Consider the following 14,763-nt stretch of genomic DNA (forward strand, 5'->3'; position numbering starts at 1 on the left):
TGTAGTCAAACTTGACTAGAGTGGCGGTTATGAGCGAGGACACCATCCCGATACTGCCGTGCCGCACCCTCCAGCCCGTGCTCGACTTCTACACGGCGCTGGGCTTCGCGGTGACGTTCACCCAGCGCAGCCCCAACCCGTACGCCACCGTCCAACGCGGCGGCATCCAGCTCCAGTTCTTCGGCATGCGGCGGTACGATCCGGCCGGCTCCTACAGCACCTGCTACATCCGCACCGACGACGTCGACGCCCTGTACGAGGAGTTCCGTACCGGGCTCAGGACCGTGTACGGCAGGGTGCCCACCCGGGGCCTGCCCCGCATCGGCCCGCTGAGGGACACCTCCTACGGCATGCGGCAGTTCCTCATGACCGATCCGGGCGGGAACTGCCTCCGCGTCGGACAGCCCACCGACACCGCGCACCACCACCGCCCCGCGCCCGAGGGCACATTCGCCCGCGCACTCCACCACGCCCTGCTCTTCGCCGACTCCCGGGATGACGCAACGGCGGCGGCGCGCGTCCTCGACCGGGCCCTGGCCCTCCCCGACGAACAGCCCACACCCGTGCAGCTCCTGCGCCTGCTCGTCCTGCGCGCGGATGTCGCCCGGAGACTGGGCGACGAGGAGACCGCACGGGCCGCGCTCGCGCGGGCCGACGCCGTGCGCCTCTCCCCCGAGGAGCGGGAGACCGCAGACGACGACCTGCTCCGGCTCGCCGATCTGCGGGGCGCCTGACGCGCTCCGGGCGCGACCGCGCACCACCCGCGCCCGCCGGTGCCCCGGGCGGGGCGGTCCGGTCCCGCCGGGAGCGGCGCCCGCGCGGCAACAGGGCGGGGGCCCGCCCCCGGGGTGCCGGCCGGGCCCCGCCTGATCGGCGTGTCAGCTGCTCAGCCCTCCTGCCAGCTGGCGCTGCCCGCCCCCGTGCTGAACCAGGCGCAGGTGGCGGACGAGGAACCGCGGGCGCCGGGGTTCAGCGTGACCCAGTTGCCCGACACGTCGGGCGCCATCCCGCAGACCACCTTGACCCGGAAAGCGATCGCCCGGTTGGTGTTGTTGGTGCAGTCCGCGCGTCCCACCTTGCCGCTGACCGAGGTCGTGCAGGACAGCGCGTTCTGCACCGGCGCGGGCGCCGCCTGTGCCGAGCTCGCCCCCAGCACCGGCAGCATCGTCACGGCCGCGCCGGCCGCCAGTGCGGCCACAGTCTTACGGAATGCCATGTCTCCCCCTTGTTCCGTTCACGGGATCTTGCGTGGTCCAGAAAACCAGCGCCGCACCGCGCCCGGTACCTGTCGGATGTCAGGGGAGCCCGCGCCGCCCCCGCGCTCCCTCCCCGGGCGCCACCGGGCCCGCGCCGCACGGCAGTTGTCGGACGCCGCGGAGGTGCCGCGTCCCCCGGCGGATGCGTGGGCATAACCGCGCGCTATGGAAAAGTGTTATTACCCGATCCTCTCGGCTTCCGGAATCCTGGTTCCCGGTACTTCCCCTGCCCCCCACGCGCGGGATGACCGCGTGTCTTCGGAAACGAGGAACCTTGCGAATAACCAGGATTCTCCCCACGCTCATCGCCGCCTTACTGGCCGCACTCACCCTCAGCACCGCCGCGACCGCACAGGACCGCGCCCCCGACAGCGGCCCGAAGCCCATCATCGGCGGCGGCTACGCCCAAAGCGGGCCCTGGGCCGCCCGGCTGTTCTCCGGCGGCAGACAGACCTGCAGCTCCACGATCATCGCCCCCACCTGGATCCTCACCGCCAAGCACTGCGTCAGCGGCGGAGCACTGTCCTTCCGCATCGGCAGCCTGGACCAGACCTCCGGCGGCACCACGGCCAACGGCACTCAGGTCTACACCCACTCGTCCGCGGACCTGGCCCTGGTCCGCCTCGACCGGTCCGTCCAGGGCACCTACGCCACGCTCGGCCAGCCGGGCTCGGTGTCCGTCGGCCAGACCGTGCAGGTCTACGGCTGGGGCGCGACATCCCAGTGCGGTCAGGAGATCAACTGTCAGTCCCGTCTCCTCAAGGTCGCCAACGTCGTCGTCACCGGCGGCTGCCGCGACGCCTACAACGGCTCCGCCATCTGTGCCCGGCGCGGCGACGGCATCACCGCGGGCGGCGACTCGGGCGGTCCGATGATGGCCGGCGGCGTCCAGGTCGGCGTGGCCTCCACCAGCGACCGGCAGACCACCACCGCGTACACGAACGTGACCCAGTACCGTTCCTGGATCCAGTCCGTCGCGGGCGTCTGACCGGCGGACACGGCATCACCGGCCGGACCACGGCCACAACGCGCCGGTGCGGGGTGGGGAGGCTCGCTGAGCCGCCCCACCCCGCACCTGTGCGACCTCCCCGGGCCCGGACGGGACAAGCACCTCCGGGGGCCCCTGGGCCGGATGATCAGCCGGTCAGCGCCTCGGTGATCTGACGGGTCGTCTGCGCTGCGACGCGGGGATCGACGGCGGCATAGGTCGAGTAGGCGTTCAGTCCGGTGGCCAGGGCCCAGCCGCGGCCCCGGGTCCAGGTGGCGTCGTCCACGCCGAGCGTTGCCCGGAAGACGGCCCGGCTTCCGGCGGACATCAGGGTGAAGGCGATGGTCAGGTCACAGGCCGGATCGCCGATGCCGAGCCCGCCGAAGTCGATGACCGCGCTGAGGCGGCCGTCGACGGTCAGCAGGTTGCCGGTGTGGAAGTCGCCGTGGAACCAGACCGGAGGACCATCCCACGCGGGGGCGCTCAGTGCCGCGTCCCACAGCTCGGTCATGGCGGCGGCGTCGAACGCGTCACCGGCCTCGGCGATGGCGGCCCGCGTCGCACGGTCCCGGTCGGCCAGCTGCTGACCGGCGAGTTCCCCGGGCACGTCCCCGGCCGGGAAGTCCGCGGGCACGAAGGCCTGGAGGGCGGTGAGGAATTCCGCCAGACGGACGGCGGTCCGGGATGAGCCGGCCAGGGCCTCGACGGTCGCCACCTCGCCGTCCAGCCAGCGGGCCACCGCCCAGGGCCACGGATAGCCGAAGCCGGGCTCCCCCACCCCCACCGGCACCGGAACGGCCAGCGGCAGGTGCGGGGCGAGCCTGGGCAGCCACTCGTACTCCTTCGCGGCCTGCCCGACGGCTCCCGCATGGCGGGGCAGCCGGACGGACAGGTCCTCGCCCAGCCGGTAGATCACATGGTCCGAGCCGGCCGGGTCGAGCAGCCTGAGAGGCAGCCCGGCCCACTGCGGGAACTGCGTGTCCACCAGGCGCCTGGCCAGCGCGGCGTCGATCGCGGGGCGGGGGTGTGCGGTGGAGCCTGTTGCCACGGTCCGCTCCTGTGGTGGGCCCGCTCGGTGCGGCGGGCAGTCGGAGCCATCACAGTGCTTCGTGGACGCGTGTGTCGATCGGTTTTCCCGGCCGGTGAGGGCGCCGGGAGGGGTGGGGCGGCCCGCCGGTGTCCGGCGGGCCGCCCCGGTACGCTCAGATCAGCACATCTTGTAGTCCTTGCGGGACGAGTTGTAGGCGCACGAGTCGTGCAGCTTCCCCGAGGGCTTGTACAGGCGGGCCTTGTCCTTGGTGTTGTTCCACACGTACCACTTGCGGCCCTGGTACAGGTGACCGGCGGACTTGGTGCCCTTGCCCGTGTGGACCTTCACCGTCTTGCCCGCGCTGATGCGGTAGGAGGGGAAGGTGTAGGTGTGTCCGGCGCTGTCCTTGAGCTTGAAGCCCTTCATCTGGAAGGCGGACCGTGTGCTGTTCTTGATCTGGACGTACTCGGCGTTGAGCGAGGAGTTGCCGCCCCGGTCGCTGCCGGGACTGTCGTAGTACACCTTGTAGATGTGTACCGAACCGGCCGCCTGTGCCGGTGAGGGCAGGAGCAGGAGCGAGCCGGCGGCTGCCGCCGCGAGAGCCATGGCAGCGCTGCGTATACGGAGCATCGTGGTGTTGTGTCCTTCATTCGGGCTGGGTCCCCCCACGGGCCCAGCAGACGCTCCACATTATTCACTTCATCATCACATTCGGAGGCCCGTTACCCAACCGCGACCATGACCGCCGCACGGCCTGCCCAGCCCCCGCGTCGGCGACAGGGGAAGCGGCGGTCGCGAGAGCGGCGGCGGATATCGGGTTGCCGCGCCCGGCCGCGCAGCCCAGCCTCTACTCGTGATCGACACGCAGGTATTGACGACGGACGACTGGCCACTGTGGCGCGCGCTGCGGCTGGCGGCTCTGGCGGACGCCCCGTACGCGTTCGCCGCCCGGCTCGCCGACTGGCAGGGCGAGGGCGACCGTGAGGAGCGGTGGCGGGCCCGCCTGGCAATTCCCGGCTCCCGCCAGCTCGTGGCCCGCCTCGACGGGGAACCCGCTGGCATGGCGAGCGGTGTGCCCGGCCCGCAGGACGACGCCGTGGAAGTGATCTCCCTGTGGGTACGCCCGGAGGCACGCGGCAAGGGCGTCGCCGACCACCTGCTGCACCGGCTGGAGGAGTGGGCGGCACAGTCGGCGGGAGCCCGCCGACTGCACCTGTCGGTCTCCCCCGACAACCGGGCCGCCCTCGCCCTGTACGAGCGCAACGGATTCCGCGACACGAAAGAGCCCGGCGATCCGCTGCCGGACGGCCGTACGCACCTCGTTCTGGCCAAGGCGCTCGGCGGCACCCGGTAGCAGCGCCCGCCACTGCGTCACGCCGCGTGCTGCCTCGCGGCGCCGAGGCCCTTACGAGGCGTCCGCCTCCGCGGGAAGCCGTCGCGGCGCCGGCTGCCAGGGGATGCGCGTGGCGCACAGCGCCACCAGGAACGCCGAGGCGGCGACGACGCCCATGCCCCACACCAGGCTGCTCTGCTGCGCGACGAACCCGATGAACGGCGGTCCGGCCAGCAGGCCCGTCGTACCCATGGCCGCGACGACGGTGAGGGAGTCCGACCCCTGCTTGGCCGCCGCCACGTAGACGCAGGGGGTGACGGCGGCGATGCCCAGACCGACGCAGGCGAAGCCCAGGAGCGCGGGGACCACGCCGCCCACGGCGAGCGCGAAGACGAGTCCGGCACCGGCCAGGGCGCTGCCCAGGAGCACCACGCGCCGGTCCCCCCAGCGGGCGCGCCAGCGGTCGGCGAAGAGCCGGGCGACGACCATCATCCCGGACACCACGGCGATGCCCATGGGCGCGAGCTGGGCCGAGGCGTGGGCGACGTCCTTCATGTAGAGGCTGGACCAGTCGTTCATGGCGCCCTCGGTCACGGTGCCGAACGCCATGGCGCAGCACATCCACACCGTCATCCGGCCCGGCAGGCTCCATCCGGTGCGGCGCTTCTCCTTCCGCGCCTCCTCCTTCCCCGGAGCGGAGGTGCCCGCGCCGGGCTCGGGGAGCAGGCCGGTGCGGGCCGCCGCGCCGAGCACCAGGAGGAGCACCGCGGCCACGGCGAAGTGCGCCGTGACCGAGGGGGTTGCGGCGGTCATGGCGGAGGCCACGGCGGCGGCGAGGAGGGAGCCGCCGCTGAAGGTGGCGTGGAGCCTGGCCATGGCGTTGCGCCCGTACGTCTCCTCCAGTGCGGCTCCCTGGGCGTTCATCGCGGTGTTGAGGCAGCCCACGAAGACGCCGTCGGCGCACAGCACCAGCAGGGCCACCGGGTAGTTCGGCGCCGCGGCCAGTGCGAGGAGCAGCACGGTCAGGCCGAGCAGGGACAGCAGGGCCAGGCGCTGCGAGCCGAGCCGCCGCATCAGTACGGCCACGAGCGGGAAGGACACCGACGCCCCGACGCCCGCGGCCATCAGGAGCACCCCGACCTCGCCCGCGGTCAGGCCGAGGTCGGTCTTGAGGGCGGGTATCCGGGCCGCCCAGGTGGCGTACTGGAAACCGAGGGCGCAGAACAGCGCGGCGATGGCCAACTGGCCGCGTACGGCGGGGTCATGGGCACGGGTCACATGCATCAGCTCACTTCGTCGGGCACGGGCCGGCCGCGCGGTGCCGGGCTGGCCGGCGGGTCGGTTGTCCGGCGGCCGGCAGCGCTCGGGACATGTAGACGGCGTTCTTGCCGTAACCGGCCGGGGTGCCGGCGGCGGGCTGCGGGGTGAAGCCGCGTGCCGCCCAGAACCGCTGGCTGCGCCCCACGGCCACCAGGGAGATCTGCTCGTAGCCCCGGGCCAGTGCCGTCCGCGTCAGGTGGTGCAGCAGCCGCTGTGCCAGTCCTCTGCGGCGCAGCCGGGGGGCGACCACCAGATCGTGGAGGTGGAGATTGCGGGAGCCGGACACCGGCTGCCGTGTCGCCGTCGGGCCGAGGTACAGGTCGGGGTAGTCGAACGGCGGGAAGGGCAGGGCCACCAGATATCCGCCGGGGCGGGAGTCGACGGTGAGGACGAAGCACGTCTCGGGCGAGACCTCGGCCTTGGAGCGGAGCGCCGCTTGTCCCTCGGACAGTCCCAGGGGCAGGTAGGTGCGGCGTTCCAGTTCGGCGATGCGGTCCCAGTCGGCGTCGGTGATGGCGCGTATGCGTACCTCGTCGCTCACTGCTCCGGGCCTTCCCCGAGGCCGCCGGCGCTTGCCGGGCCGCCCGTGCACACGGGCCGAGGCGGGGCGAAGCCGTTGAATCCGCGGGTCATGTAGCTGGTGGCGTACGCGCCGCAGGACAGCACCCAGACGGGGTCGCCCGACGCCAGGTTCTCGGGCACCTGCACCAGTCCCTCCTCGTGGGAGTAGGCGTCGTCGCTGTCGCAGGTGGGCCCGGCGACGACGGCCGGCACGGTCGGCGCGCCGGGGTGGGTGGGGAAGACGAGCGGGTACTGCACCACGTCCATCTCGTAGAGGCCGCTGAACTTGCCGCAGCTGAGGTACAGCCAGTGCAGCGGCTCGCCCTGCGGGGTCCGCCGCAGGGCGAGCCGGGCCACGTGGGCGCGGAGCGCACCGTGGTCGGCTACCAGGTGGCGGCCCGGTTCCACGAGGAAGGCCAGTTCGTCACCGTGCTCACGGCGCAGGGCACGGATGCCTTCGCGGAGCACGGTGAAGATCTTGTCCAGCGGCGGGTCCAGCGGCATGCCGTGCCGGTCGAGGTAGCCGAGCGCGGGAAGGCCGCCGCCGAGGTTGACGTGGTCGGGGGTGATGCCGCGCCGGCGCAGCGCCGTCAGTACGTCACCGAGCTGTTCGAAGGCCCGCTGGTAGGCGTCTGCCGTCATCTGCTGGGAGCCCACGTGCAGGGACAGCCCCGAGGGGGTCAGGCCGAGGCCCCGTGCGGTCTCCATGATGCGGACCGCGTCGTCGGGGCCGCAGCCGAACTTGTCGCTCAGGCCCCACAGCGCGCCCTGGCCGCTGGTGGCCAGTCTGCAGAACACCCGGGAACCGGGGGCGTGTACGGCGAGGGCCCGCACGTCCTCCAGGCTGTCGGTGGCGAAGTCCCGTACGTCGAGCCGGTGGGCGGCGGCGATGTCGCTGTCGGACTTGACGGTGTTGCCGTAGTGGATCCTGCCGGCCGGCACCCCGGCGTGCAGCGCCTGCGCGATCTCTCCCGGGCTCGCCGCGTCCACCCCGACGCCCCGGGCCGCCAGGCAGGAGAGCACGTCGTCGAGGGGGCAGGCCTTCATGGCGAACCGGATGGCGACGCCCGGCAGTTCGCGGCGCAGTGCGGCACAGCGGTCGGCCACCCCGGACAGGTCGACGACCAGGCTGTCCTCGGTGGCCGCGGCGAGCGCGGCGTGCAGCCTCGCGGTCGGTCCGGCCGTGTGTCCGGTCACGCCGGCCCTCCCGGCGCCGGGCCGGACGGGGCGTCGAGCGGGGTGACACGGGCCGCGCGGACCAGTCGCCCCCATTCCTCGGTGAGCAGCGCGAAGTCCTCCATGTCGCGCCGTGCCTCGTCCAGGAGGCGGTCGCGGTGCTCGGCCAGGTGCGCGGCGAAGACGGCGTACCGGCCGCCCAGCTTCCGGTAGGAGGTGTCGAGGCGGTCCAGCCGCCAGACGTTCTCCGCGTCGTCCAGGCGGGTGCTGTCGCGGACGAGCCCGGCGACGGCACCGGCGTCCACCTCACCGTCACGGTCGAGCAGCGCCGCGCCGTGCCGGCTCATTCCGTCGTAGACGTGGTTGAGATGGAGCATCGAGAGCAGGAACTTGGCGAACCGCGTCTGGTATGCCGTGAAGCCCGCATCGGTGCGCCGCTCGCCGGTGTAGTAGTTGACGATGTGCCGGTTGTGCAGGACGCCGGGGAGGCCGGCGTCGTGGACGAGGTGGATGAGGAAGTAGTCGCTGCCGATGGTGTCGGTCGCCGGCGGCAGCGGCACCCGCTCGTGCACCCCGTGGAAGCTGATGTTGCACATGTCCACCCGCATGGGGTCGACCAGGGTCAGCAGCGCGTGGTCCTCGGTGAACGGCTCGTTCCCGGCGCCCTTGAACGATTCGGCGACCAGGGCGCGTTTGTCCTCCTCGGACCAGTGCGGCGGGGCCCACAGGCTCACCACGTCGTGGTAGACGCCCGCGTCGCGCCGGTGGATGTCGCCGATGTCCACGGACAGCTCGCCGACGAACGACGCGCCCACCATCGCGACCCGCCTGTCCAGGTGCTCGGCAGGCAGCGCCGTTTCCGTCACACCGGCCGCGGCGTCGGCCGCCCGCCTGCCGAGGGAGCGCAGTTCGTGGTGGACGGGCAGGACGGGGCGGCCGTCCACCGTCTGGTAGCGGCTGTCGGAGTCCCTGCGGTGGACGGACTCGCAGCCGAGCGCGGCGGCGGCGAGGAACGCCCGGTTGGTGCAGGCGCCGTAGGAGAGCCGGCCCGGGAGCATCAGCTCCAGCATCAGCTCGGGCTTGGCGGTGCCGGCCGCGCCGATCAGCCGCTGGAGGAAGGCGCGCTGTCGCCGTTCGTCGAGGTGGTGCACGACGGTGCGCGGGAGGGCGGGCAGGGCGCGGACCGCGGCGGCGTTGCGCGCGTACCCCGCGGGGTCGCACGAGTCCAGGATCAGCAGGTGGACGGCGACGTCGAAGTGCTCGGCGGCGTAGGCCGCCTCCGCGCCCAGGGCCGTGATGGCCTGCGGGCAGGGCCTGTTGGTGGGCAGGGTCAGACAGATGCGGCGCATGCGGCCTCTCCGGCGCGAGGGTCCAGGTCCGCGCCGTGCCAGGAGGTGGCTCCCAGCAGTCTGGCGCCCAGTTCGGTCAGCTCGGCCGGGCCGTAGCGCAGCGACTCGTGCCGCACCGCGTCGCCCAGCAGCGTGGGGTTCCAGTCGGGGGTGCTCAGGGTGCGCCAGGACTCCACGCGGGAGCGGCGCAGTTCCTCGTGGGTCTCCAGGGCGGGCATCATCGACAGGTACTGGACGGCGCGGACGCTGCCGGCGGAGGTGTTGGGCGCCACACCGTGCGCCAGCAGACCGTTGAAGATGAGCAGGTCGCCCGCGCGCAGCTCGGGCCGGACGACGGGCATCTCGGCGCGGTCGATCCGCGGCCGGATCGGGTCGCGGTCCTCGGGCTGGAGGGCCCGCCACCGCTCGAACTGCCGGAAGAGCTCGGGGCAGCACTGGAAGCCGCCGCACTCCGGGCTGGTGTCGTTGAGGGCGATGATGCCCTGGACGCGCTGCGGCAGGACGCCCAGCGTCGTGTCGACGTCCCAGTGGAGTTCGATGTCGAAGCCGCGGTCCCGCTGCTCGATCAGCGCGCGGTCGCGGTTGTTGATGTTGGGCGGGTTGAGGTTGAGCCGGTCGAGGGTCACCCACAGCTCTTCGCAGTCCCATACGTCGACGAAGGCGTCGTAGACCCGCTGCGTCTGGCGGCTGTCCCAGATGAGCTGGTGGTGGTAGGCCTCGACGAATCCGTAGATGTGCAGCTCGCGGTCGAGGTCGGAGCGGAACGCACGCTCCTCGTACCAGGTCTCGGGACGCTCGGGGTCGAGTCCCTGGAACTCCCAGGCGAAGTCCAGGAGGCGCCGGGCGGCGTCGGCGGGTATCGCCTCCCTCACGATCACGTACCCGTAGGTCTGCCAGAAGGCGAAATCCTCCTCGGCCAGCACGCGCAGGGGGCGGGTCTTGCTCAGGTCACGCAGCTGGGTCTGTGCCAGGTAGGTCTCACCGTCCGCGCTGAAGTAGGGAACGGGGGAGGCGGCGCGGTGCAGATATCGGTGTGGGTGGGACATGCGGTGCTCCAAGGGGCTCGGTCGTGCTGTCGCTGTCGCTGAGGCGCCGTGACCGGGCGTCGGCGGTGCGTGCGGGGCCCGTGGGCCTCGGTGCACGGCCGGCGTCGCTGTCTGCGGGTACGCACCGGCGTCGGGCGACGGGCCGCCGCGGGGAAGCACGGCGCGGCGTCGGTCATCGGGGGTGGTCGATGTCCGGACGCGCGCCGGCTTCCGGCCTGTCGCCGTCGCGGAGAAGCGATGTCTGCCGCCGGCATCGCTTCGAAGGGGAGGTCGCGGTGCGGCAGGTGCACGCGAGACCCCACGAGGCATGGCGTGTCACACCCGCCTCTTGCTGATCTCGCGCCCCACCAAAATGGACTAGACCAAAGGAGTCTGTCAACACACGCCCCACGCACCTCAGTTGGCAAACAGGGCGTGGCCGACGTTCACTTCGGGTTCGCCGAAGAGGGGCGCCGACCGCTTGACAGCGGTGGTTAGCCTATGCGGAAACTCGTTGGTCTATACCAAGCAACAGCAAAGCCTGGGGACCGGACCGTCGCCGGCTCCGGACACCCCGGCCCCACCCCGAAAGGCGCGGTCGATGTCCTCGGACAAGCACAGCAAGGAACTCCGCCGCCTCGCGCTCTCGGTACTCCAGCCCGGGTTCACGGGCACCGAGGCGCCCGACTGGATCCTGCGCGACATCGCCGACGGCCTGGCCTCCGTCGTCCTCTTCTCCCGCAACATCGACACACCCGAGCAGGTCGCCCGGCTCACCGCCCGGCTGCGCGCCGAGAACCCGGATCTGATCATCGCCATCGACGAGGAGGCGGGCGACGTCACCCGGATCGAGTCCGCCACCGGCTCCACCCGGCCCGGCAACTTCGCGCTGGGCGCGGTCGACGACACGGCCCTCACCGAAGCCGTCGCCGGCGGACTGGGCGACGAGTTGCGCGCCGCCGGCATCACCCTCGACTACGCCCCCAGCGTCGACGTCAACTCCAACCCCGACAACCCGGTCATCGGGGTCCGCTCCTTCGGGCTCGACCCCAAACTGGTCTCCCGGCACGCCGCCGCCTGGATCCGCGGACTGCACTCCGCCGGGGTGGCCGCCTGCGCGAAGCACTTCCCCGGCCACGGCGACGTCGCCGTCGACTCCCACCACGGCCTGCCCACCTACGACGCCGACCGCGCCCGCATCGCCAAGGACGCCCTGCCGCCCTTCCGGGCGGCGATCGAGGCGGGCGTCCGCGCGGTCATGAGTGCCCATCTGCTCGTGCCGGCCTTCGACCCCGACGAACCCGCCACTCTCAGCCACACCCTCCTCGACGGTCTGCTCCGCCAGGAACTCGGCTTCGACGGCATGATCGTCAGCGACGCCATCGAGATGGGAGCCGTCACCGGCCGGTACGGAATCGACGGCGCCGCCGTACGAGCCGTCGCGGCGGGCGTGGACGCCCTGTGCGTCGGCGGCGAGAACGCGGACGAGGGCACCGCGCACCTCCTCGTCACCGCCCTGGTGGACGCGGTCGTCACGGGACGGCTCACGGAGGAGCGCCTGGCCGAGGCGGCAGGCCGCGTCCAGGAGTTCGCCCGCTGGTCGGCGGGGCTGAGCCGGTCCGCCGCCGGCGGGCCGGCCGACAACGGCATCGGATTCGAGGCCGCCCGCCGCGCCCTGCGCATGACCGGTACGGCCGTCGCGGACGCGCTGCCGCTGACCGCTCCGCCGCACGTCGTCGAGCTCGCCCCGGACACCAACCTGGCCGTCGGCAACCAGACGCCCTGGGGCGTCGCCGCCCCGCTCGCCGAACGCCTCCCGGGGACGACATCCGTACGCGTCGGCCACCGGGAACTGAGCGCCCCGGAGGTCACCCCCTCCTCCTACGCGCTCGAACCGGCCGCGGGACGCCCCCTGGTCGTCGTGGTACGGGACGCCGCACGGCACGCCTGGATGGCCGGCGCGCTGTCCGAGCTGGTCGCGGCGCGGCCCGACGCGATCGTCGTGGAAATGGGCCTGCCCGGCCCCGTCGCCCCCGGCGCCGTCCACATCTCCACGCACGGCGCCACCGCCGCCTCCGGTGTCGCCGCGGCGGAGGTGCTGGCCGGAACGGCACCCGACACGGCCGGCTGACGAGCACCGAAGCGAACAGCACACCCGACGGGAACGGCCCCCGCCCGGCCGCACGGGGCGGGGGCGGGGGCCGTGCACCGGGTGACCGTCAGCGGACGGAACCCGCGGGCGGCGAGCCGGCGCCGCGCGGCCGGCGGTTGAGCAGGCAGCCGGCCACCACCGCGGCGATCAGCGGCAGCGCGCTCACGGCGACGGTCGCGTCGTAGGAGAGCCCCGCCTCCCCGAGGAAGAGCGTGACCGGCGAGGTGTAGCTGACGATCAGCAGCGGCAGGACGGCGAAGAGGACCGCCACCGGGAACAGCCGCTCCCGGTGGGTGAAGCCGAGCGCGAACGCGAGCACCGCGCCCACCAGGAGCACGGCGCCGCGCCAGCCCTCCTGCCAGCCGACGGCGGCGGCGACATAGGTGACCAGCGCCGCCACGGGCAGCAGCAGCCGGCCGGCGCGGGAGGTGTCCAGCAGGTCCCGCGGCGCGGCAACCAGCAGACCGGCCCACATCAGCTGCGGCAGGCCCACGTTCAGCAGGAGCGAGGCGAGGTGGTCGGGCAGCAGCGTGGCCATGCGGGGGACGAACCAGGCCAGCCGGGCCACCACGACGGCCACCGCGGCCACCACGCCGAGCACCTTGGCCAGTGACCAGCGCCCGGCGAGCACGGCGAGCAGCGGCGTGCACCAGAGCAGCCCGGTGATCCAGGCTCCGGTGACGCTCAGCCCGGCCAACTGGCCGAGTCCGTCGAGGGTCTCGGGCGGGGTGCTGCCGGGCAGCCGGAACAGCTGGGCGGCGCTCTGGCCGGCGGCGACGGCCACCACCAGGGGCGCGGCGAGCGCCGCGACCCGGGGGAAGGTCCGCTCGGAGGTGAGCCGGGCCCGCATGCGCAGGGCGTGTCCGGTCACGCCGGCGGCCTCGGCGATCCGTGCGGGCAGGCGCGCACCGGCGACGGCGTCGGCGTAGGTGGCGGCGGTCTCGGCGCCGTTGGCCTGGCGGTAGGCGCGCGGGTAGAGACGCACCGGCAGGGGCAGCCGGGAGGTGTCCGTGCTCATGCCGCACCTCCCTGGAGGCCCGGCCGCAGGACGTGCAGGCGGCGTTCGGCCTCGGCGGCGACGGAGCGCAGACGTTCGGCCTCGGCGGCGAGTGCCGCGCGGCCCTGCCCGGTCAGCGTGTAGAAGCGGCGGGCCCGCCCGTCGACGACCTCCTCCCGCTCGACGGCGATCAGTTGCTGGCTCAGCAGCCGGTCGAGGGCGCCGTAGAGGGTGCCGGTGCGCATGCGGTAGCGGCCCGCGGAGATGGCCTCGATCTCCTGGATCAGGCCGTAGCCGTGCCGCGGTTCGTCCGCGAGCGCGGTCAGGATGAGCAGGGTGGGTTCCTGCATCGAACGATCACTCATGAGGACTATATATATCGTCCACCGGCATATGAGTTCACGCCGCCCCCCTCTCGAAGGAACGCCGCAGCACGTCGCAGGAGTGCTGCGCCTCGTCCGTCAGCCGGCCGGCCTCCACCAGCAGCACCCCGTAGGGGCGGGAGGGGTCGGCCAGCGGGAGGGAGGTGTCATGAGCCCGCTCAAGCAGCCGGGACCGCTCCTCCTGAGCCGTCCCCGCCGCCTGTCGCAACTCCTCGGCCCGGGACGGCAGCTCCTCCTCCCTCAGCTCGGCGAACTGCTGGAAGACCGAGGCGAGCGCCGCCAGCAGACGGGCGTAGTCCCGCAGGAAAGCGCGGCACTCCGGTCCGCTCTCCTCCTCGGGCCACTGGTCGAGCGTGCGGGTGAGCGAGGTGACCTGCCAGGTGACGCGCTGGAGCGCGGCGAGCACCTCGCCGTAACCGGAGAAGCCGCGGTCCCGGTGCCCGGCGAGAAGCCGGCGGGGGTTGTAGAACTTGCTCTCCACAGCGGTGTCGAAAGCGGCCCTCGCCTGGCTGTTGAGCGACCCGAACGCCGTCGTCCGCTGCCGCCAGTGCCGGGTGCGCTCCTCGTCCAGGTCACCGTCGCGCAGCGCGGGCCAGATGTCACCGAGCAGGTCGCACAGCGAACGGGCCAGGATGCGGATGCCCTCCTCGGCTCCCCGGTAACGCATCGGCGGCAGGATCAGGACGTTGACAACGACACCGATCGCGCAGCCGACACCGACGAGGGCGACGATCTGCCCGAGCTGTTCGACGCGTTGCGCGTTGCCGGTGGCAGCGGTGTACGTGGAGAAGGCGAAGAACGCCGCCGTCGCCACCTGGCCCCCCTGGGTGCCCAGCCTCCGCCAGCGGCCGATGACCATGGCGATCAACGCGACCAGGGCGAAGGTCAGCAGGTCCGGCCCGGCCAGGAAGCCCAGTGCGGCCTGTATCGCCACCCCGGCGACGACGGCCCCCAGATACCGCAGCGACTGGAGCAGCGACCGGTAGACGGTCACCTGCATCATCAGGACGGCGGAGAAGGGGGCGAAGGCCGGGGACCGCGCCGCCATCAGGTCGTGGGCCACGAACCAGGCGACGGTCGCCGCGAGGGCGCTCTTGCCGATGAGTTCCAGTGTGTGCCGCTCGTACCCCGCCGAGCCTTTGGCACGTGTCAGCCACTGCCGCATGCGGGCGGCCCTCCCCTGCGACTGTGCC

15 protein-coding genes are annotated in these 14,763 nt (G+C 72.8%); 4 read left to right on the forward strand and 11 right to left on the reverse strand.

The window, feature by feature from the left end:
* Window positions 1–29: 29 nt before the first annotated feature.
* A complete protein-coding gene (locus IO40_RS0107545) occupies window positions 30–734 on the forward strand; it encodes a bleomycin resistance protein (RefSeq protein WP_016466934.1) in 705 nt (234 codons plus the stop codon).
* A gap of 152 nt (window positions 735–886) precedes the next feature.
* Here IO40_RS0107545 and IO40_RS0107550 read toward each other — a convergent pair whose 3' ends face one another.
* A complete protein-coding gene (locus tag IO40_RS0107550) occupies window positions 887–1,216 on the reverse strand; it encodes a hypothetical protein (RefSeq protein ID WP_016466935.1) in 330 nt (109 codons plus the stop codon).
* A 314-nt stretch (window positions 1,217–1,530) separates the two neighbouring features.
* Here IO40_RS0107550 and IO40_RS0107555 point away from each other — a divergent pair, with 314 nt between their 5' ends.
* Window positions 1,531–2,244, forward strand: coding sequence for a S1 family peptidase (locus IO40_RS0107555; RefSeq protein WP_016466936.1), 714 nt, complete (start codon window positions 1,531–1,533; stop codon window positions 2,242–2,244).
* A 148-nt stretch (window positions 2,245–2,392) separates the two neighbouring features.
* Here the strand turns inward: IO40_RS0107555 and IO40_RS0107560 are convergent, their stop codons facing one another.
* On the reverse strand, window positions 2,393–3,292 hold the full coding sequence (locus tag IO40_RS0107560; protein ID WP_016466937.1) for an aminoglycoside phosphotransferase family protein: 900 nt from the start codon (window positions 3,290–3,292) through the stop codon (window positions 2,393–2,395).
* Window positions 3,293–3,451: 159 nt separating this feature from the next.
* Window positions 3,452–3,904 carry a lamin tail domain-containing protein gene (locus IO40_RS0107565; protein WP_016466938.1) on the reverse strand — a complete coding sequence of 151 codons (453 nt, stop codon included), beginning with the start codon at window positions 3,902–3,904 and terminating at the stop codon, window positions 3,452–3,454.
* A 223-nt stretch (window positions 3,905–4,127) separates the two neighbouring features.
* Here IO40_RS0107565 and IO40_RS0107570 point away from each other — a divergent pair, with 223 nt between their 5' ends.
* Entirely contained in the window at window positions 4,128–4,628 is a 501-nt protein-coding gene (locus tag IO40_RS0107570; RefSeq protein ID WP_016466939.1) for a GNAT family N-acetyltransferase, read from the forward strand.
* Window positions 4,629–4,679: 51 nt separating this feature from the next.
* On the opposite strand, the gene IO40_RS0107575 is transcribed toward IO40_RS0107570, so the two are convergent.
* The 5 genes from IO40_RS0107575 to IO40_RS0107595 are packed head-to-tail and all read right to left on the reverse strand — an operon-like array spanning window position 4,680 to window position 10,059.
* Window positions 4,680–5,891: an MFS transporter gene (locus IO40_RS0107575; protein ID WP_016466940.1), complete on the reverse strand. Its 1,212-nt coding sequence runs from the start codon at window positions 5,889–5,891 to the stop codon at window positions 4,680–4,682.
* Window positions 5,892–5,895: 4 nt separating this feature from the next.
* Window positions 5,896–6,468: a GNAT family N-acetyltransferase gene (locus IO40_RS0107580; protein WP_016466941.1), complete on the reverse strand. Its 573-nt coding sequence runs from the start codon at window positions 6,466–6,468 to the stop codon at window positions 5,896–5,898.
* The gene (locus tag IO40_RS0107585; RefSeq protein WP_031175108.1) at window positions 6,465–7,685 is read right to left on the reverse strand and encodes a type III PLP-dependent enzyme; all 1,221 of its coding nucleotides are present in this window, start codon (window positions 7,683–7,685) and stop codon (window positions 6,465–6,467) included. Before IO40_RS0107585 ends, IO40_RS0107580 begins: the two co-directional genes overlap by 4 nt.
* Window positions 7,682–9,013 (reverse strand): DUF6271 family protein, encoded by a 1,332-nt coding sequence (locus IO40_RS0107590; protein WP_016466943.1) that lies wholly within the window; start codon window positions 9,011–9,013, stop codon window positions 7,682–7,684. Before IO40_RS0107590 ends, IO40_RS0107585 begins: the two co-directional genes overlap by 4 nt.
* Window positions 8,995–10,059 carry a phytanoyl-CoA dioxygenase family protein gene (locus tag IO40_RS0107595; RefSeq protein ID WP_031175109.1) on the reverse strand — a complete coding sequence of 355 codons (1,065 nt, stop codon included), beginning with the start codon at window positions 10,057–10,059 and terminating at the stop codon, window positions 8,995–8,997. The genes IO40_RS0107590 and IO40_RS0107595 overlap by 19 nt, the downstream gene beginning before the upstream one ends.
* Before the next feature lie 580 nt (window positions 10,060–10,639).
* Between IO40_RS0107595 and IO40_RS0107600 the strand changes: the two genes are divergently transcribed.
* Window positions 10,640–12,169 carry a glycoside hydrolase family 3 protein gene (locus IO40_RS0107600; protein WP_016466945.1) on the forward strand — a complete coding sequence of 510 codons (1,530 nt, stop codon included), beginning with the start codon at window positions 10,640–10,642 and terminating at the stop codon, window positions 12,167–12,169.
* An 88-nt stretch (window positions 12,170–12,257) separates the two neighbouring features.
* Here the strand turns inward: IO40_RS0107600 and IO40_RS0107605 are convergent, their stop codons facing one another.
* Genes IO40_RS0107605 through IO40_RS0107615 form a run of 3 tightly spaced genes read right to left on the reverse strand, consistent with a single transcriptional unit; the run spans window position 12,258 to window position 14,735 of the window.
* Window positions 12,258–13,208, reverse strand: coding sequence for a hypothetical protein (locus IO40_RS0107605; protein ID WP_016466946.1), 951 nt, complete (start codon window positions 13,206–13,208; stop codon window positions 12,258–12,260).
* On the reverse strand, window positions 13,205–13,552 hold the full coding sequence (locus IO40_RS0107610) for a PadR family transcriptional regulator (protein ID WP_031175110.1): 348 nt from the start codon (window positions 13,550–13,552) through the stop codon (window positions 13,205–13,207). The genes IO40_RS0107605 and IO40_RS0107610 overlap by 4 nt, the downstream gene beginning before the upstream one ends.
* Before the next feature lie 34 nt (window positions 13,553–13,586).
* Complete coding sequence (locus IO40_RS0107615) at window positions 13,587–14,735, reverse strand: FUSC family protein (protein WP_016466948.1); 1,149 nt, start codon at window positions 14,733–14,735, stop codon at window positions 13,587–13,589.
* Between the last annotated feature and the right edge of the window lie 28 nt (window positions 14,736–14,763).

It is taken from the genome of Streptomyces albus subsp. albus (genome assembly GCF_000725885.1).
In the GTDB taxonomy this organism is placed as follows: Bacteria; Actinomycetota; Actinomycetes; order Streptomycetales; family Streptomycetaceae; genus Streptomyces; species Streptomyces albus.